The organism is Pantoea sp. F_5 (assembly GCF_008631595.1).
GTDB classification, from domain to species: domain Bacteria; phylum Pseudomonadota; class Gammaproteobacteria; order Enterobacterales; family Enterobacteriaceae; genus Pantoea; species Pantoea gossypiicola.
In genome coordinates this window covers 38296-55626 of record NZ_VWUO01000008.1, presented here as the reverse complement: position 1 = coordinate 55626, position 17331 = coordinate 38296, and the positions used below count along the sequence as shown (strand labels likewise).

Here is a 17331-nt window from a genome sequence, read left to right as displayed (position 1 = left end):
CTTAGTCCTCATCAAAACCCGCTTCAAACAGCTCAATGACCGCTGCCAGCGCCGGAATTTCCTCCGGGCCGCTGGCTTCAATCTCTATGTGGCCGCCTTTAGCCGAGTCGAGCATGAGCAGCGCAATCACGCTGCTGGCCTCGGCTTCCGTGCCCGCTTCGTTGCGCAGCAATACTTCGGCATCGAAGCTCTGCACCAGCTCAAATAACTTCATCGCCGGACGGGCGTGCATACCCAGCTTATTTTTGATTTCTACAGTTTGTCTGACGGTCATGATTTGCGCTTTTCCAGCGTGCGATGGCGTGACTGTACATTCTTACCGCGCGAACGGAAGTAATCCGCCAGCTGTTCTGCAATATAAACTGAGCGGTGTTTGCCACCAGTACAGCCAATTGCCACGGTAAGATAGCTGCGGTTATTGGTCTCCAGCATCGGCAGCCAGAGTTCAAGATAGCTGCGTGTCTGGTAGATAAAGTTGTGCACTTCAGTGTGGCGGTCAAGGAATGCCGCCACCGGACGATCAAGGCCGGTCATCGGGCGCAGCTTAGGATCCCAGTGGGGATTGGGCAGAAAGCGCACGTCAAAGACATAATCAGCGTCTATAGGAATGCCATGTTTGAAGCCAAAGGATTCAAATACCATGGTCAGTTCGCGTTCACGCTTGCCCAGCAGACGGGTACGCAGCATCTCGGCCAGCTCATGTACCGACATCTCTGAGGTGTCGATGATCAGATCGGCACGCGAACGCAGCGGCTCCAGCAGATCGCTCTCTTCATCGATGGCGCTCTCCAGTGACAGATTTTTGCTGGAGAGGGGATGCAGACGGCGCGTATCGCTGTAACGACGAATCAGGGTATTGCGATCGGCGTCGAGAAACAGCAACTGAGGTGAAAATGTGTCAGGCAGATTATTCAGCGCGGTTTCAAAAATTTCCGGGGATTCAGGCATATTACGAACGTCGATGCTGACCGCCGCCGAAATATTGCGTTCCGCCAGCGAGTTGGCTAACTCAGGCAGCAACACGACCGGCAGGTTATCAACGCAGTAGAACCCCATATCTTCCAGCGCACGGAGCGCCACTGACTTCCCCGAGCCTGAACGACCGCTAACGATCATCAGCACCATGACCTTCTCTCCCGTTTTAAAACCGGCACCGGGCCGGTAAAGCCGCGTTACTGCTCTGTCTGGACTTCCGTAATAATGGCATAGAGCTCTTCATCACTCTGCGCAGCACGCAGACGACGGCAAACCGTTTTATCTGCCAGACGTTTTGCCACCAGTGAAAGGGTGTGCAGGTGTGTTTTGCACTGATCAGCCGGAACCAGTAATGCAAACAGCAGATCGACCGGCTGGTTGTCGACGGCATCAAACGCAATCGGCTGCTCAAGGCTGATAAATACTCCTACCGCACGCAATGTATCCTCTTCCAGCTTGCCGTGAGGAATGGCTATTCCGTTACCTATACCGGTACTGCCCATACGTTCGCGGGTCAGAATCGCTTCGAAAAGCGTCTGGTGCGGCAGGTTGAGCTGCTTAGCGGCCAGTTCGCTGATGATTTCCAGCGCACGTTTTTTGCTCTGGCAGTGTACGCCGCTGCGGGTGCAGTCTGGCGAAAGCACTGTGCTCAATTCCAGTGTAAGATCGTTGTTCATTATCGTTTCACTTGCGTGTTCACCAGGCCATTCACCGCCAGCGCCCTGATATGTGCGACAAACGGCGCTTGCTCAGATGACAAAACGGGGCGGATTATCCGCCCCATACTGTCGGCTCTGCGCGCCAGGCGCGCGTAGCTAGCGTGAAGGTTAGTGTTTTTTCAGTTTATCTTTGTGTTTGGTCAGCTGGCGGGCGAGTTTATCAATCAGCCCATCAATTGCCGCATACATATCTTCCGCTTCGGACGTGGCGTGCAGCTCGCCACCGTTCACGTGGAGTGTTGCGTCAGCCACCTGTGTGACTTTCTCAACCTTCAGGACAATATAGACCTGATTGATATGTTCAAAATAGTGTTCCAGTTTGGCAAATTTACCGCTGACGAATTCACGCAAAGGTGGCGTGATTTCAACATGTTGCCCGGTCAGGTTCAGCTGCATAGGTCTTCCTTCTCATTTCTGTCAAACCAGCTGTTTACGCTGGTTCGATGGCGGGATGGATAAAGACTCACGATATTTGGCGACGGTACGCCGTGCCACCATGATCCCCTGATCGGATAACATGGAGGTCAGTTTACTGTCGCTCAAGGGTTTGGCTGGATTTTCCGCCGAAATTAATTTCTTCACCAGAGCACGGATCGCGGTAGAGGAGGCTTCGCCGCCACCTTCCGTATTAACGTGACTGGAGAAAAAGTACTTCAGTTCAAAAATGCCACGCGGGCTGTGCAGATACTTCTGCGTGGTCACACGGGAAATGGTTGATTCGTGCATCTCAACGGCCTGGGCGATATCGGCCAGCACCATCGGACGCATAAATTCTTCACCCTGCTCGAAGAACGCCTGCTGCTGCTCAACGATACAGCGCGTGACTTTCAGCAGCGTATCATTACGACTTTCCAGACTCTTAATCAGCCAGCGCGCTTCCTGCAGATTACTGCGAATGAACTGGCTGTCGCTGTCATTGCGCGTTGCACCGCCCATTGCCGCGTAGTGCTGGTTAATCTTCAGACGCGGCACGCTGTCGGCATTGAGTTCAACCGTCCAGCGGTTGCCAACCTTACGCACCAGCACGTCGGGGATAACATATTCCGGCTCGCCGGTGTTGATCGACTGACCCGGACGCGGGTCCAGCGACTGAATCAGCAGCATCGCCTCTTTCAGCACCTCTTCTTTGAGGCGCGTGACGCGCATCAGGCTGCGGAAGTCGTGATTGGCCAGTAGATCGAGATGTTCGCTGACAATCAGGCGCGCTTCAGCCAGCATCGGTGTCTCTGGTGCATACTGGGAAAGCTGAACCAGCAGACAGTCACGCAAATCGCGTGCGCCCACACCAATCGGGTCAAAGCGCTGGATGCGTTTCAGCACCGCCTCAACCTCATCCGCTTCAAGCTCATCGTTGCCGATGCTGTCGAGGATCTCCTCAAGCGAGACGGTGAGATATCCGGTGTCATCGATAGCATCGACGATAGAGGTTGCAATCGCGCGGTCGGTATCGCTGAAAGGCGTCAATTCGACCTGCCACATCAGGTAATCCTGCAGTGACTGCGTGGTTTCGCCCTGATAGACCGGCAACTCATCATCCTGATAATCGGTACCGGTGCCGGAAGGGGTGCCAGCGGTGTAGATTTCATCCCAGGTGGCATCCAGCGGCAGCTCATCAGGCATCTCTTTCTGCTCAAGCGCTTCACGAGTATCCAGCGCTTCGGCTTCCGACGATTCCCGGGAGTCAATTTCGTCATGCAGATCGGTCTGCTCAAGCAGTGGATTACTTTCCAGCGCCAGCTGTAACTCCTGCTGGAGTTCAAGCGTGGAGAGTTGCAGCAGGCGAATCGCCTGCTGCAATTGTGGAGTCATTGCCAGCTGTTGGCTGAACCTGAGTTGTAAACCTTGCTTCATAGACAGGATGGTAGTTCCCAGGTAAACATCGGTATTAACGACACCTTATCAGAGTCTGAACTCTTCACCCAAATAAACCCGCTTAACCTGCTCATCCGCAAGAATTTCATTGGGTGTGCCATGCGCAATCAGGTGGCCCTGGCTGACGATATAGGCCCGCTCACAGACCGCTAACGTTTCGCGCACGTTATGGTCGGTGATCAGCACGCCGAGGCCGCTGTCACGCAGATGCTCAATGATCTTCTTGATGTCGATAACAGAGATAGGGTCAACACCGGCAAAAGGCTCATCCAGCAGAATAAACTTTGGATTGGCAGCCAGTGCGCGGGCAATCTCAACACGACGTCGTTCACCACCCGACAGCGCCTGGCCCATGCTGTCGCGCAGGTGCTCGATGTGAAACTCTTCCATCAACTCTCGGGCGCGATCCTGGCGTTGCTCTTCGGTCAGGTCATCACGAATCTGTAATACTGCCATCAGGTTATCGTAAACGCTGAGGCGACGGAAAATCGATGCTTCCTGCGGCAGATAGCCGATGCCACGGCGCGCACGCGCATGCAGCGGCAGGATGCTGATATCTTCATCATCAATGACAATGCGGCCAGCGTCACGCGGGACAATACCGACCACCATGTAAAAGGTGGTGGTCTTACCGGCACCGTTCGGGCCGAGCAGGCCGACAATCTCGCCGGACTTTACCTGAAGACTGACATCTTCTACCACGCGACGGCCTTTATATGCCTTCGCCAGGTTTTCTGCGATTAATGTGGCCATAGCTATCAGTTACTCTTCTTTCCGCTGTTGGACGAACCTTTATCCTGAAGTTGCGACGGCACCAAAACGGTGGTGACGCGCTTGTTCTGGCCCTGGCTGTAAGCCTGCATTTTCTGCTCTTTTACCAGGTAGGTAATACGATCGCCTTTGATGTTGCTGTCCTGCTGTTCAATGAACGCATTGCCGGTCAGTTCAACGAAATCGTTAGCCAGTTCGTAGTGCAGTTTTGAGGCATGGCCCTGAACCGGCTTACCGCTGTCCTGCATCTGATAGAAAGTGGCAGGATTACCGTAGGCGTCAACGATGGTTTTCTTGCTGTCGCCGCCCGGACGGGTCACCACGACTTTATCCGCCGTGATTTTGATAGAGCCCTGCGTCACGATGACATTGCCGGTAAAGGTCGCGACATTGCCTTGCAAATCCAGCGCCTGATTCTGCGAGTCAATATTGACGGGCTTGTCCGAGTCACCGGTCAGGGCCAGCGCCGGTACGCTGGTTGCCAGTAACATACTGGCCAGTAAAATCTTCAGGCTATTTTTGTTCATTTTGAATTTCATAAGAGGTTTTGACCTTCTCGATTAACTCGGCGTTTTTTGTCCGTAAATTGCCGCGCATTTTCATGCCGGTGGAGTTAAAGCTGCGGCCATACAATGTCACCTGGTCATCAGAGGTAACGTCCTGAGTAACAAGGTTAATCTGTGCGTTATCAGTTTTGATCCGCTCAAGCTGGGAATCCTGCGTCAGCGTATTCAGCTCAACATGGCCATACAGATAAAGCATACGATCTTTGGTGAGCTTTGCTTTATCCGCGCGTAACGTCCAGGTGGGAATTTTGTTCTCATCAAAGGTGGTCATTACCGGATTGTCGAACCAGCTCAGCTCGTCATCCGAGAAATAGGTCACTTTGTCAGAGACCAGTTTATATGACAGCGCGCCCTGCGGGTTATAAACCACAGTGTGAGAATCATCACTGGTATAGGTCGGCGACTGACTATCCGTACCGACTGGCGTGCCATCGCCATCCTGGTTGGTAAGATTCCAGCCGATCAAAACCAGTGCAATCAAGGTCAGAATCAGCGTTATCCAACGCCTGCTTTTACTCATACTGATTGCCCTTTGGCATCCTCAAATTTGTTCTGCGCCATTAAGATCAGGTCACATACTTCGCGTACCGCGCCGCGTCCACCCGCAATCCGCGTGACATACTGCGCACGCGGCAACAGGATCGGATGTGCATCCGCCACCGCCACGCTTAATCCCACTTTCGCCATAACCGGCCAGTCGATCAGGTCGTCACCGATGTAGGCGACCTGATCATCAGAGAGAGACAGTTTATCCAGAAGTTCACGATAGGCCAAAAGCTTATCCGATTGTCCCTGATAAAGATGACGGATGCCGAGCGTTTTGCAGCGATCTTCCATCAGACGGGCATTGCGGCCGGTAATAATAGCCACTTCCACATCGGCGGTCAGTAAACAGCGTACACCGTAACCATCCCGCACGTTGAAGGCCTTCAGCTCTTCGCCATTGTTCCCCATGTAGATCACCCCGTCGGACATGACGCCATCGACGTCGCAGATCAGCAGACGAATGTTGCTGGCGCGCGCCATGACGTCAGCACTGACTGGTCCATAGCAGGTGTCAATCGTGGGAGTTGCCTGTTGCATTTTCTTTTCCTGTTCAGACTACGCCAGCGCGCAGCATGTCATGCATATGTACCACACCGAGCAGATGGTCGTCATCGGCCACCAGAATCGAGGTAATGTTTTTGGTCTGCATCAGGTTCAGGGCTTCAACCGCCAGCATATTTGGCGGGACGCGGATGCCGCCTGGCGTCATCACTTCCCCGATGGTGGCGCGCTGAAAATCGATGCCCATATCAAAGATGCGGCGCAGGTCACCATCGGTAAAGATACCTTCAATTTTCATCAGACCATCGACGATGACCGTCAGTCCCAGATTTTTGCGGGTAATCTCCAGCAGCGCATCGCGTAGTGAGGCGTCACGGGTGACGTGCGGCAGCTCATCGCCGCTGTGCATGATATCCGCTACATGCAGCAGCAGTTTGCGGCCCAGCGCACCGCCAGGATGGGAGAGGGCAAAATCTTCCGCCGTGAATCCACGCGCTTCAAGTAACGAAACTGCCAGCGCGTCGCCCATCACCAGTGTGGCTGTGGTGCTGGTGGTTGGCGCAAGGCCTAACGGACAGGCCTCCTGTGGAACATGGACACACAGATGCACATCGGCAACCCGGCCCATGGCGCTGTCAGGCCGTCCGGTTATGCAGATCAGCGTAATGTGCTGACGTTTTAACACCGGAATCAGCGCGAGGATTTCGTTCGACTCACCGCTGTTGGAGATGGCGATCACGACATCATTTTTGCTCACCATGCCCAGGTCGCCATGGCTGGCTTCGGCCGGATGAACAAAAAAGGCGGGCGTGCCTGTACTGGCAAAGGTCGCCGCCATTTTTTTGCCGATATGGCCGGACTTACCCATCCCCATTACCACCACTTTACCCTGACAGGCGTAGATCAGGGCGCAGGCACGGGCGAAATCGTCATTAATATATTGATCGAGCTGTTCCAGTCCCTCACGCTCGATGCGCAGGACGTTTTTTCCCGCCTGCTGAAAATTAAATGCTGTTGGTTGCTGATATGACATAGTGAGTCTGTCCTTGTTAGCCGTCCATGAATGTCGGCTGCATCCACAGCAGCGTCACCCAGACGAAGAAACCACAGAGTAAAATCAGGCCATTGATGCGGCCAACGCGTCGGCGACGCAGCAGGCAGAGCAGGGCAAACAGCACGCTGACGCCCAGCATCACCCAGTAATCACGGGCAAAGGCGTGATAGTCGATACTGCCGGGGTGAATCAGCGCCGGCAGGCCCAGCACAATAGCAATATTATAAATGTTGGCACCGATCAGGTTGCCTATCGCGATATCATCTTCACCTTTCAGTGCCCCGGCAATCACCGTCGCCAGCTCAGGCAGACTGGTACCCACGGCGATAAGCGTCAGGCCCATCACCAGTTCGCTGACGCCAAAATAGTCGGCAAAGGCGGTGGCATTGTCGATCACCATCCGGGTCGACATCGGCAGGATAATCAGCGCGACGGCCAGCCAGAGAAAGGCCACCGTGTTTCCGCTCTCTTCGCGGGGCAGCTCGGCCAGTTGCTCGCGCGTCAGGGTGTCGTTGTTGTCCCGTTCTGCTTTACGCGCAATGCGAATCACCACCATCAGATAAATAGCGGCGATGGCGATCAGGCCAATTCCATCCAGTCGACTAAGCTGATTGTCAAACAGCATGAATCCGCTGAGCAGGGTAACCAGCAACATCAACGGCAGTTCACGACGTATCAGATTAGAATGGACGCTGAGTGGATGCATTAGCGCAGCGGCACCCAGAATGAGTAAAATGTTGGTAATATTCGAGCCGATCGCGGTACCAACAGCCAGATCCATCTGACCATGCTGGGCCGCAGAAAAGGAGAGGATCATTTCTGGCAGCGAGGTGCCTATGCTGACCACGGTCATACCAATGATCAGTGGCGGGATGCCAAACGATCGACACAATATAGAGGCGCTAAACACCAGACGATCGGCACCATATGCCAGTAAAAGCAAACCGATAATCAGCAGTGCAGAAGCTACGAACATGAAAAATCCTTGCGTAAAAACCCGGGCCGGCAATACCTTTCCCGACCGGTTTAAGGTTCTGTTTGGCGAGACAGCCGCTGATTTTGACCGTCTGAACGGCAAAAGTAAATTTAATGACCATTTTCGCCAAATCTTAGCGGTAAGTTTCTGTAAAGCTATCGTGAATCAGGACCGAACACGCTACCATCGTACCCCATGTTTACGCCCGATCCTTACAAGAGGTAATAATGATCCAGCAGCAAACGAATCTGGTTGAGGTTCGTGGCGTGAGTTTTTCGCGCGGAGATCGCACCATCTTCGACGACATTTCGCTGACTGTGCCGAAAGGCAAAGTGACGGCGATAATGGGACCGTCAGGAATAGGGAAAACCACTCTGCTACGCTTGATTGGGGGTCAACTTCAGCCAACCAGCGGGGAAATCTTTTTCCGTGGCGAAAACATTCCGTCATTGTCTCGCGCTAAATTGTATGAAGCGCGCAAAAAGATGAGCATGCTATTCCAGTCTGGCGCGCTATTTACTGACTTAACGGTTTATGAAAATGTCGCCTGGCCGCTGCGCGAACATACCCGCCTTCCCGCACCTATTCTGCACAGCACGGTATTAATGAAGCTGGAAGCCGTGGGGCTGCGTGGTGCAGCTCAACTTAAACCGGCTGAGCTGTCGGGCGGAATGGCGCGTCGTGTGGCGCTGGCGCGCGCGATTGCGCTTGAACCGGAGCTGATCATGTTCGACGAACCTTTTGTCGGTCAGGATCCCATTACTATGGGCGTACTGGTAAAATTGATCGACGAACTTAACCATGCTCTGGGCCTGACCTGTATTGTGGTCTCGCACGACGTACCGGAAGTACTGAGTATCGCGGACTATGCCTACATCGTGGCCGGACAAAAAATTATCGCACACGGCACCACGCCGGAACTGCGAGAGAATAATGACCCGCGTGTCCGCCAGTTCATTGATGGCGATGCGGATGGTCCGGTTCCCTTCCGTTTTCCTGCCGGCGACTATCTCGCTGATTTAACCGGCTCAGGGAGTAACTAAACAGATGGTCTTGAAGGCGCTGGCGTCATTCGGTCGTCAGGGAATTGAAACGTGCGCCAGTTTTGGACGCGCAGGATTAATGCTGTTTCACGCGCTGGTAGGAAAACCCGCGTTTCGCAGACATTCGCCGCTACTGATTAAACAGCTCTATAGTGTCGGCGTGTTGTCGTTACTGATTATTGTGGTGTCTGGCCTGTTTATCGGGATGGTACTCGGGCTTCAGGGTTATCTGGTACTGACCACTTACGGTGCTGAAACCAGTCTGGGTATGCTGGTGGCACTGTCGTTGCTGCGTGAGCTGGGTCCGGTCGTGACCGCGCTGCTGTTTGCCGGACGGGCAGGCTCGGCTCTCACGGCTGAAATCGGTTTGATGAAAGCCACTGAACAGCTCTCCAGTATGGAGATGATGGCGGTGGATCCGTTGCGTCGCGTCGTTTCGCCGCGCTTCTGGGCCGGTTTTATTAGCATGCCGCTACTCGCACTGATCTTTACTGCCGTTGGCATCGCTGGCGGTGCACTGGTTGGCGTGAGCTGGAAGGGAATCGATCCTGGTTTCTTCTGGTCAGCCATGCAGAACGCGGTTGATTTCCGCACCGACGTTGTTAACTGCATCATCAAAAGCGCCGTCTTTGCCGTGACGGTGACCTGGATTGCTCTTTTTAATGGCTATGACGCGATTCCCACTTCCGAAGGGATCAGTCGCGCGACAACGCGTACCGTAGTACATGCTTCACTGGCGGTGCTCGGGTTGGATTTTGTGCTGACAGCACTGATGTTTGGGAATTGATGCAATGCAAAGCAAAAAAAGCGAAATCTGGGTTGGCATTTTTATGATTATGGCGTTGATCGCCGCATTGTTTCTCTGTCTGCGCGTCGCCGATTTAAAGTCGATGGGCACAGAGCCAACGTGGAAACTCTACGCCACGTTTGACAATATCGGTGGTCTGAAAGCCAGTTCGCCAGTCAAAATCGGCGGTGTGGTGATTGGCCGGGTAACGGACATTGAGCTTGAACCGAAAACGCTGCTGCCACGTGTCACGATGGAGATCAGCGATCAGTATGCGAATAAAATTTCAGACACCAGCTCGCTGGCGATTCGCACGCAGGGACTGCTGGGTGAGCAGTTCCTGGCGCTCAACTTAGGCTTTGACGATCCTGAACTCGGTTCGGCGATGCTGAAAGATGGCGATACGCTACGCGATACCAAGTCAGCCATGGTGCTCGAAGACCTGATTGGCCAGTTCCTTTATAAGAGCGGCGATAACAAACAAAACAGTGACAACAAGGATGCGCAGGAAGGCGACAGTGCTGCGCCTGCGGCACCGGCTCAACCTTAAAGAAGAGGGTATACCATGTTTAAACGTTTACTGATGATTGCCATGCTGGTGGTGGCCGTACCGCTGACGGCGACAGCGGCCGATCAAAGCAATCCCTACAAGCTGATGAACGAAGCGGCGGAAAAGACCTTTACCCGTCTTAAAAATGAGCAGCCTAAAATCAAGCAGGATCCAAACTACCTGCGTCAGATTGTGCGTCAGGAGCTGCTGCCCTATGTACAGATCAAATATGCGGGCGCGTTAGTGCTGGGCCGCTACTATCGTGATTCGACTCCGGCGCAGCGTGAAGCCTACTTCAGCGCCTTTGGTGACTATCTGGCCCAGGCTTATGGTCAGGCACTGGCACTCTATAACGGTCAGAGCTACCAGATTCAGCCTGAGCAGCCATTGGGCGATGCTCAGATTGTCGCCATTCGGGTCTCCATTATCGATCCTAATGGTCGCCCGCCGGTTCGCCTCGACTTCCAGTGGCGTAAAAACAGCCAGACCGGTAACTGGCAGGCTTATGACATGATCGCTGAAGGCGTCAGCATGATCACCACTAAACAAAATGAGTGGAGCGATCTGTTGCGTACTAAAGGTATCGATGGTCTGACAGCGCAACTGAAATCCTCTGCGGCACAGCCCATCACGCTGGATAAACAAAAATAATGCACGAATCGTTACGCTGGGAGCGGGAAGCCAGCACGCTATTATTGAAAGGCGAACTGGATCGCGACACGTTAATGAGCCTGTGGCAGCAACGTGAGACGCTGATCAAAGATGTCGATACCATCGATGTCGCGGCGCTGGAGCGTGTGGACTCTTCCGGACTTGCCCTGCTGGTGCACCTGCGGGAAATCGCCCGGGCACAGGGGATTACGCCACGCTTTACGGGTATCAGCGACAAACTGCACTCACTGATTACGCTTTACAATCTGCAACAGATTATTGTTTCTGCGGATAAAAGCGCCTGATTTCCGGTTGTTATGCTAAGCCCCTGTTTTCAACAGGGGCTTTTGCGTATTTAAGAGTCAGCCGCTTTCCTCTACTATGTCAGCCTTATTATTATTAAGTGAAGTTAAGCCCAATGGAAAACAGTGAAATTCAGGCCGTGCTGATGGCCGCATTGCCTTTAGACGAAGTTCATGTGATGAGCAACGATGGCAGCCATTTTCAGGTGATCGCCGTAGGCGAACTGTTTGGCGAACTGAGCCGCGTGAAAAAACAGCAGGCTGTCTACGCGCCGCTGATGGAATTCATTGCGGATAACCGCATGCATGCTGTCTCTATCAAAACCTATACTCCCGCTGAATGGGCGCGTGACCGTAAACTCAACGGTTTCTGATCCCACAGCGTGGTGAACTCGCCGTGGGCGAGTCCAATTTTTAGCTAGTTAATTGAGAGCCGTGTTAATGGACAAATTTCGTGTGCAAGGCCCCACCCGCTTAAGTGGTGAAGTAACCATTTCCGGGGCAAAGAACGCCGCGCTTCCTATTCTGTTTGCTGCCCTGCTGGCTGAAGAGCCGGTAGAGATCCAGAATGTGCCAAAGCTGCGCGACATTGATACCACCATGAAGCTGCTGAGCCAGCTGGGTGCAAAGGTGGAGCGCAACGGTTCTGTGCATGTCGATGCCAGCGCGGTAGATGTATTCTGTGCGCCTTACGATCTGGTCAAAACCATGCGTGCCTCAATCTGGGCGCTGGGCCCACTGGTCGCACGTTTTGGTCAGGGGCAGGTTTCGCTACCGGGTGGCTGCGCAATTGGCGCGCGTCCGGTTGACCTGCACATTACCGGTCTGGAGCAACTGGGTGCCGAGATCAAGCTGGAAGAGGGCTATGTTAAAGCGTCAGTCAATGGCCGCCTGAAGGGCGCACTGATTGTCATGGACAAAATCAGCGTTGGCGCAACCGTGACCATTATGAGTGCTGCGACGCTGGCGACGGGTACTACCGTAATCGAGAATGCGGCGCGTGAGCCGGAAATTGTCGATACAGCCAACTTCCTGAACACGCTGGGTGCCCGCATCAGCGGTGCAGGCACTGATAAGATCACCATCGAAGGCGTCGAGCGTCTGGGCGGCGGTGTGTACCGCGTTCTGCCGGACCGCATCGAAGCCGGCACCTTCCTGGTGGCAGCCGCCATTTCAGGCGGCAAAGTGATGTGCCACAAAGCTCAGCCCGATACGATGGATGCGGTTCTCTCTAAACTGCGTGATGCGGGTGCCGATATCGAAACCGGTGAAGACTGGATCAGTCTGGATATGCACGGCAAGCGACCAAAAGCGGTCAACGTGCGCACCGCACCTCATCCGGGTTTCCCGACCGATATGCAGGCGCAGTTCACTCTGTTAAACATGGTTGCGGAAGGCACGGGCGTGATTACCGAGACCATTTTTGAAAACCGTTTCATGCATATCCCGGAACTGATTCGTATGGGCGGACATGCTGAGATTGAGAGCAACACAGCGATCTGTCACGGGGTTGAAACTCTGTCAGGTGCGCAGGTGATGGCGACCGATTTGCGTGCGTCTGCCAGCCTGGTTCTGGCTGGTTGCATTGCGGAAGGCACGACGTTCGTTGATCGCATTTATCATATTGATCGTGGCTATGAGCACATCGAAGATAAGCTGAAAGCGATGGGCGCGAACATTGAGCGCGTCAGCGAAGAGTAATTCTGCAGAGGCGCTGAAATAGCCAGCCCCCGCGGGGGCTGGTTTTTTTTCGTCTGAGGATCGCCTGGAATCTCAGGCGTTATTCGTCTGATCGGCAGGCGTCCGGATACGTTTTCTGCGATCCAGCAGACAGTTTGTATCGGGATCGTAATAGCGGCTGGGCCAGATCTCACTGGGATGAACCTGGATCGCGTCGGCAATCAGCCATTCGCCTTTGGGCCATGGACGCGTCAGTGCATTAGCCAGCGTTGATGAACTCAGTCCTGCTGCGCGTGACAGCGCCGCCAGGGTCATACCACGCTTATGCAGTGCCGCGATAATGTCAGCCGGGTGCCAGTCTTCCTTTCTTTCTTGCATAACCTGTTCTCCTTTTCCTTGTCATTGCATCGTCCAGCGAGACGCTGGCTTTCCTTTTACCACTATCTGGAAATAGCTGGAATTTTATAGCAAATATTTCCTGTTAATTTCCAGTAATATTTGGATCCAGCGCCTGGTCTGTGTAGTGGCACGCAGCAGGAGTGCAATAGCTAAGAGGGAACAAAAAGAAGTGAGAGCAGGATCGTAAAAACGGAGCCCGGCAGGCTCCGGGAGGGATCAGAAGTCGCGCTGAACTGACATGTGCGCCAGCGACTCCAGCGCGCTGCGCCAGGGGGATTCGGGCAGAATCCGCAAGGCTTCAATCGCTTTATCCGCTTCCTGTTCCGCGCGGCTGCGCGTCCATTCCAGCGAACCACACTGATTCATCGCTTCCAGCACCGGCTCAAGCAGATGGCGGCCATTTCCCTGCTCAATGGCTTCACGGATCATCTTCGCCTGTTCAGGCGAGCCGTGCTGCATGGCATGCAGCAGCGGCAGCGTCGGTTTGCCTTCGCTCAGGTCATCGCCGGTATTTTTACCCAGCGTCTCGCCGTCAGCACTGTAATCCAGCAAATCGTCAATTAACTGGAAAGCGGTACCCAGATAGCGCCCATAATCCTGTAGCGCTTTTTCCTCTTCAGGTGTGGCTTCAGCCAGTATCGCCGAGGCCTGCGAAGCTGCTTCAAACAGGCGTGCGGTCTTACTGTAAATCACGCGCATGTAGCTCTCTTCGGTGATATCAGGATCGTTAACGTTCATCAGCTGCAGGACTTCGCCCTCAGCAATGACGTTTACTGCCTCTGACATCAGCGCCAGGATACGCAGCGACCCCATGCTGGTCATCATCTGGAAAGCGCGGGTGTAAATAAAATCACCGACCAGCACGCTTGCCGCATTGCCAAACGCCGCGTTCGCGGTCGCTTTGCCACGACGCATATCGGATTCATCCACAACGTCGTCATGCAGCAGCGTGGCGGTGTGGATAAATTCGATCAGCGCCGCATTGGTCACGTGCAGGTCGCCCTTGTAGCCCATGGCACGTGCGGATAGCACGGCAATCATGGGGCGGATACGCTTGCCCCCACCACTGATGATGTAGTAGCCCAACTGGTTGATGAGCGAGACATCTGAATTCAGCTGGTCGAGGATGGTCTGGTTAACGGCAGCCATATCCTGTGCGGTTAATTCATTAATCTGTTCTAAGTTCATTCGTCTTTTCAGCTATGACTCGTTATCTCTGCCATGGTAAGTGGTTTACCCAGCCAGCGTTCAGGTAATCTGTTACTGATTGTACTTGAATTTTGTGCCTGAGAAACGGTTGCATTCAGCCTGTGTTTTTTTTCTGCAAGAGTGTGCAAAGTGCTCTTGTCTTCTTCTGGAGTTTTGCGTAGAATTCGCGCCCTATTGTGAATATTTAGCGCGCCGCCTGATGAACTAAAAGGCAAGCGCAGAAGCGGAGTTTTATATGTACGCGGTTTTCCAAAGTGGTGGTAAACAACACCGAGTAAGCGAAGGTCAGACCGTTCGCCTGGAAAAGCTGGACATCGCAACCGGTGAAACGATTGAGTTTGACCAGGTTCTGATGATTGCTAATGGCGAAGACGTGAAAATCGGCGCGCCACTGGTTTCAGGCGGAATGATCAAGGCAGAAGTTGTTGCTCACGGTCGTGGCGAAAAAATTAAGATCGTTAAGTTTCGTCGTCGTAAGCACTACCGTAAGCAGGCTGGCCATCGCCAGTGGTTCACTGATGTGAAAATCACTGGTATCACGGCGTAAGAGGAGATCTGACAAATGGCACATAAAAAGGCTGGTGGCTCGACTCGAAATGGTCGTGACTCCAATGCAAAACGTCTGGGTGTAAAACGTTTCGGTGGCGAATCTGTTCTGGCAGGTAGCATCATCGTTCGTCAGCGTGGCACCAAATTCCACGCCGGTACCAATGTAGGTTGTGGTCGTGACCACACCCTGTTTGCTACCGTAGACGGTAAAGTACAGTTCGAAGTTAAAGGTCCGAACAACCGTAAATACATCAGCATCGTTGCTGAGTAAGGTTGTCGTGACGCAGACGTCTGACGTCTGAACGCACGAATTGAAGGCCCCGCAGCTCCTGCGGGGCTTTTTACATTCTGCGGTCTGTCGCGGTAAAAGCGACGCATCACAAAAGTTTGCTGTACACTTTGTGTACGCACTGGCGAAAGCCAATTCTGATTTATCCGCCGCTGGTCAGCGCAGAAGACCCTGGCGGACCCGTCTGCAGAGTGCTGCAGACGATTGTGTGACGGAGATTTAAATAATGAAGTTTGTTGATGAAGCGACAATTCTGGTCGTCGCCGGCGATGGCGGTAATGGTTGCGTCAGCTTCCGCCGCGAAAAATATATCCCGAGAGGCGGCCCTGACGGGGGCGATGGTGGTGACGGCGGTGACGTTTATCTGATCGCTGATGAAAACCTCAATACCCTTATCGATTATCGTTTCGAAAAATCTTTCCGCGCCGAGCGTGGACAGAACGGCCAGAGCCGCGACTGTACCGGTAAACGTGGTAAAGATATTGAAGTTAAAGTGCCGGTCGGCACCCGGGTTATCGACCAGGGTACCGGTGAGACACTCGGCGACATGACGCGCCACGGCCAGAAACTGATGGTCGGTAAAGGCGGCTGGCATGGCCTGGGCAACACCCGTTTCAAATCGTCAGTGAACCGCAGTCCGCGCCAGAAAACCATGGGTACCCCAGGTGAAAAGCGTGACCTGCAGCTGGAGCTGATGCTGCTGGCAGACGTCGGGATGCTGGGCTTACCGAATGCCGGCAAATCGACCTTTATTCGTGCCGTCTCGGCAGCCAAACCTAAAGTAGCGGACTATCCGTTTACCACCCTGGTACCAAGCCTGGGCGTAGTGCGCATGGATAGCGAGCAGAGCTTCGTCGTGGCCGATATCCCGGGTCTGATTGAAGGTGCAGCAGAGGGCGCTGGCCTGGGTATTCGCTTCCTGAAGCACCTTGAACGCTGCCGCGTGTTGCTTCACCTGATCGACATCGACCCCATTGATGAAAGCGATCCGGTTGAAAATGCCCGTATCATCCTCGGCGAGCTGGAAAAATATAGCGAGAAGCTGTTCAACAAACCACGCTGGCTGGTCTTCAACAAAATTGATCTCATCAGTGAAGAAGAAGCGCAGTCACGGGCTAAAGCGGTTGCTGAAGCGCTGGGCTGGGAAGATAAGTATTACCTGATCTCTGCCGCAAGCCAGACCGGCGTCAAAGAACTCTGCTGGGACGTGATGAGCTTCATCAACGCTAACCCGAAAGAAGCGGAGCTCGAAGAGAAGCAGCCAGAGAAAGTGGAATTCATGTGGGATGATTACCACAAAGAAACCATTGAAAACACGGTCGAAGTGGAAGATGAAGAGTGGGATGACGACTGGGATGATGAAGACGACGAAGGCGTTGAAATTATCTATCAGCGTTAACAGAACGCCTGCTACTGCGTGATAAGCGATGCCCTCTTTTAGTGCTGAAAGAGGGCATCGTTCTTTCTGCCGCTAGCGCATGACCGCTACGCTCAATCGCGCGCTGCAGCACAGCTGATCCCGACTGTTCCGAATCTCAATCTGCCAGCTCTGACTGCGTTTACCCAGATGCAGTGGACGGCAGGTCCCCCGCACCCGTCCCGCTGACACCGCACGATGATGGCTGGCGTTCACTTCAACACCGACCACGCTGCTGCCCTCTTCAACCGCCAGATACCCGGCAATCGAACCCATCGACTCCGCCAGCACCACGGAGGCGCCGCCATGCAGCAACCCGAACGGCTGCTGCGTCCGGGCATCGACTGGCATCGTCGCTTCCAGATAATCGTCACCGATTGCGGTAAAAACGATCCCCAGATGCGCCACCAGTGAGTGCTCACCCAGCGCGTTCAGTGCAGGAAGATCAAGGGATCGTTTCCAGATCGCTGTCATC

The 17331-nt window shown here is 53.8% G+C and carries 24 protein-coding genes; 10 read left to right on the top strand and 14 right to left on the bottom strand.

What is annotated here, in order from left to right; translation table 11 throughout:
- Window position 1 precedes the first annotated feature (1 nt).
- The 11 genes from npr to F3I44_RS12315 all read right to left on the bottom strand — a co-directional run bounded on the left by npr (window position 2) and on the right by F3I44_RS12315 (window position 7980).
- Window positions 2–274 carry a PTS phosphocarrier protein NPr gene (gene npr / locus F3I44_RS12365; protein WP_010251923.1) on the bottom strand — a complete coding sequence of 91 codons (273 nt, stop codon included), beginning with the start codon at window positions 272–274 and terminating at the stop codon, window positions 2–4.
- The gene (rapZ, locus tag F3I44_RS12360) at window positions 271–1125 is read right to left on the bottom strand and encodes an RNase adapter RapZ (RefSeq protein ID WP_010251920.1); all 855 of its coding nucleotides are present in this window, start codon (window positions 1123–1125) and stop codon (window positions 271–273) included. The genes npr and rapZ overlap by 4 nt, the downstream gene beginning before the upstream one ends.
- A gap of 47 nt (window positions 1126–1172) precedes the next feature.
- The gene (gene ptsN / locus F3I44_RS12355; protein WP_013359876.1) at window positions 1173–1652 is read right to left on the bottom strand and encodes a PTS IIA-like nitrogen regulatory protein PtsN; all 480 of its coding nucleotides are present in this window, start codon (window positions 1650–1652) and stop codon (window positions 1173–1175) included.
- 150 nt (window positions 1653–1802) lie between these two features.
- Window positions 1803–2090 carry a ribosome hibernation promoting factor gene (gene hpf / locus F3I44_RS12350; RefSeq protein WP_013359877.1) on the bottom strand — a complete coding sequence of 96 codons (288 nt, stop codon included), beginning with the start codon at window positions 2088–2090 and terminating at the stop codon, window positions 1803–1805.
- A 21-nt stretch (window positions 2091–2111) separates the two neighbouring features.
- Window positions 2112–3545: an RNA polymerase factor sigma-54 gene (rpoN, locus tag F3I44_RS12345; protein WP_150011847.1), complete on the bottom strand. Its 1434-nt coding sequence runs from the start codon at window positions 3543–3545 to the stop codon at window positions 2112–2114.
- A 48-nt stretch (window positions 3546–3593) separates the two neighbouring features.
- A complete protein-coding gene (lptB, locus tag F3I44_RS12340; protein ID WP_009092467.1) occupies window positions 3594–4319 on the bottom strand; it encodes an LPS export ABC transporter ATP-binding protein in 726 nt (241 codons plus the stop codon).
- 5 nt (window positions 4320–4324) lie between these two features.
- Window positions 4325–4876, bottom strand: a complete 552-nt coding sequence (gene lptA, locus F3I44_RS12335; protein ID WP_033731276.1) for a lipopolysaccharide ABC transporter substrate-binding protein LptA — start codon at window positions 4874–4876, stop codon at window positions 4325–4327.
- Window positions 4851–5423: an LPS export ABC transporter periplasmic protein LptC gene (gene lptC, locus F3I44_RS12330; protein WP_013359880.1), complete on the bottom strand. Its 573-nt coding sequence runs from the start codon at window positions 5421–5423 to the stop codon at window positions 4851–4853. The genes lptA and lptC overlap by 26 nt, the downstream gene beginning before the upstream one ends.
- Window positions 5420–5986, bottom strand: coding sequence for a 3-deoxy-manno-octulosonate-8-phosphatase KdsC (gene kdsC, locus F3I44_RS12325; protein ID WP_150011845.1), 567 nt, complete (start codon window positions 5984–5986; stop codon window positions 5420–5422). The genes lptC and kdsC overlap by 4 nt, the downstream gene beginning before the upstream one ends.
- A gap of 13 nt (window positions 5987–5999) precedes the next feature.
- Window positions 6000–6983 carry an arabinose-5-phosphate isomerase KdsD gene (kdsD, locus tag F3I44_RS12320; protein ID WP_150011843.1) on the bottom strand — a complete coding sequence of 328 codons (984 nt, stop codon included), beginning with the start codon at window positions 6981–6983 and terminating at the stop codon, window positions 6000–6002.
- A gap of 16 nt (window positions 6984–6999) precedes the next feature.
- Window positions 7000–7980 carry a calcium/sodium antiporter gene (locus F3I44_RS12315; protein ID WP_150011841.1) on the bottom strand — a complete coding sequence of 327 codons (981 nt, stop codon included), beginning with the start codon at window positions 7978–7980 and terminating at the stop codon, window positions 7000–7002.
- Between the two features lie 227 nt (window positions 7981–8207).
- Between F3I44_RS12315 and mlaF the strand changes: the two genes are divergently transcribed.
- The 7 genes from mlaF (at window position 8208) to murA (ending at window position 13014) form a co-directional block, all read left to right on the top strand.
- A complete protein-coding gene (gene mlaF / locus F3I44_RS12310) occupies window positions 8208–9023 on the top strand; it encodes a phospholipid ABC transporter ATP-binding protein MlaF (RefSeq protein WP_150011839.1) in 816 nt (271 codons plus the stop codon).
- A 4-nt stretch (window positions 9024–9027) separates the two neighbouring features.
- Window positions 9028–9810 carry a lipid asymmetry maintenance ABC transporter permease subunit MlaE gene (mlaE, locus tag F3I44_RS12305; RefSeq protein WP_033731283.1) on the top strand — a complete coding sequence of 261 codons (783 nt, stop codon included), beginning with the start codon at window positions 9028–9030 and terminating at the stop codon, window positions 9808–9810.
- A gap of 4 nt (window positions 9811–9814) precedes the next feature.
- Window positions 9815–10360 carry an outer membrane lipid asymmetry maintenance protein MlaD gene (gene mlaD, locus F3I44_RS12300; RefSeq protein ID WP_033731989.1) on the top strand — a complete coding sequence of 182 codons (546 nt, stop codon included), beginning with the start codon at window positions 9815–9817 and terminating at the stop codon, window positions 10358–10360.
- Window positions 10361–10375: 15 nt separating this feature from the next.
- Complete coding sequence (mlaC, locus tag F3I44_RS12295) at window positions 10376–11011, top strand: phospholipid-binding protein MlaC (protein WP_033731285.1); 636 nt, start codon at window positions 10376–10378, stop codon at window positions 11009–11011.
- Entirely contained in the window at window positions 11011–11316 is a 306-nt protein-coding gene (mlaB, locus tag F3I44_RS12290) for a lipid asymmetry maintenance protein MlaB (protein ID WP_010251883.1), read from the top strand. The genes mlaC and mlaB overlap by 1 nt, the downstream gene beginning before the upstream one ends.
- A gap of 113 nt (window positions 11317–11429) precedes the next feature.
- Complete coding sequence (ibaG, locus tag F3I44_RS12285) at window positions 11430–11687, top strand: BolA family iron metabolism protein IbaG (protein WP_003851098.1); 258 nt, start codon at window positions 11430–11432, stop codon at window positions 11685–11687.
- A 67-nt stretch (window positions 11688–11754) separates the two neighbouring features.
- On the top strand, window positions 11755–13014 hold the full coding sequence (gene murA, locus F3I44_RS12280) for a UDP-N-acetylglucosamine 1-carboxyvinyltransferase (protein WP_009092454.1): 1260 nt from the start codon (window positions 11755–11757) through the stop codon (window positions 13012–13014).
- A 72-nt stretch (window positions 13015–13086) separates the two neighbouring features.
- On the opposite strand, the gene F3I44_RS12275 is transcribed toward murA, so the two are convergent.
- The gene (locus tag F3I44_RS12275) at window positions 13087–13371 is read right to left on the bottom strand and encodes a helix-turn-helix transcriptional regulator (RefSeq protein WP_150011837.1); all 285 of its coding nucleotides are present in this window, start codon (window positions 13369–13371) and stop codon (window positions 13087–13089) included.
- 237 nt (window positions 13372–13608) lie between these two features.
- Window positions 13609–14580, bottom strand: a complete 972-nt coding sequence (gene ispB, locus F3I44_RS12270) for an octaprenyl diphosphate synthase (protein WP_008925415.1) — start codon at window positions 14578–14580, stop codon at window positions 13609–13611.
- A gap of 256 nt (window positions 14581–14836) precedes the next feature.
- Between ispB and rplU the strand changes: the two genes are divergently transcribed.
- From rplU to cgtA, 3 genes are all read left to right on the top strand, one after another.
- Complete coding sequence (gene rplU, locus F3I44_RS12265) at window positions 14837–15148, top strand: 50S ribosomal protein L21 (protein ID WP_008925416.1); 312 nt, start codon at window positions 14837–14839, stop codon at window positions 15146–15148.
- Between the two features lie 15 nt (window positions 15149–15163).
- The gene (gene rpmA / locus F3I44_RS12260) at window positions 15164–15421 is read left to right on the top strand and encodes a 50S ribosomal protein L27 (RefSeq protein WP_150011835.1); all 258 of its coding nucleotides are present in this window, start codon (window positions 15164–15166) and stop codon (window positions 15419–15421) included.
- A gap of 244 nt (window positions 15422–15665) precedes the next feature.
- Window positions 15666–16838, top strand: coding sequence for an Obg family GTPase CgtA (gene cgtA, locus F3I44_RS12255; RefSeq protein ID WP_013359890.1), 1173 nt, complete (start codon window positions 15666–15668; stop codon window positions 16836–16838).
- A gap of 72 nt (window positions 16839–16910) precedes the next feature.
- Here the strand turns inward: cgtA and F3I44_RS12250 are convergent, their stop codons facing one another.
- A complete protein-coding gene (locus F3I44_RS12250) occupies window positions 16911–17330 on the bottom strand; it encodes a hotdog fold thioesterase (RefSeq protein WP_190285941.1) in 420 nt (139 codons plus the stop codon).
- Between the last annotated feature and the right edge of the window lies 1 nt (window position 17331).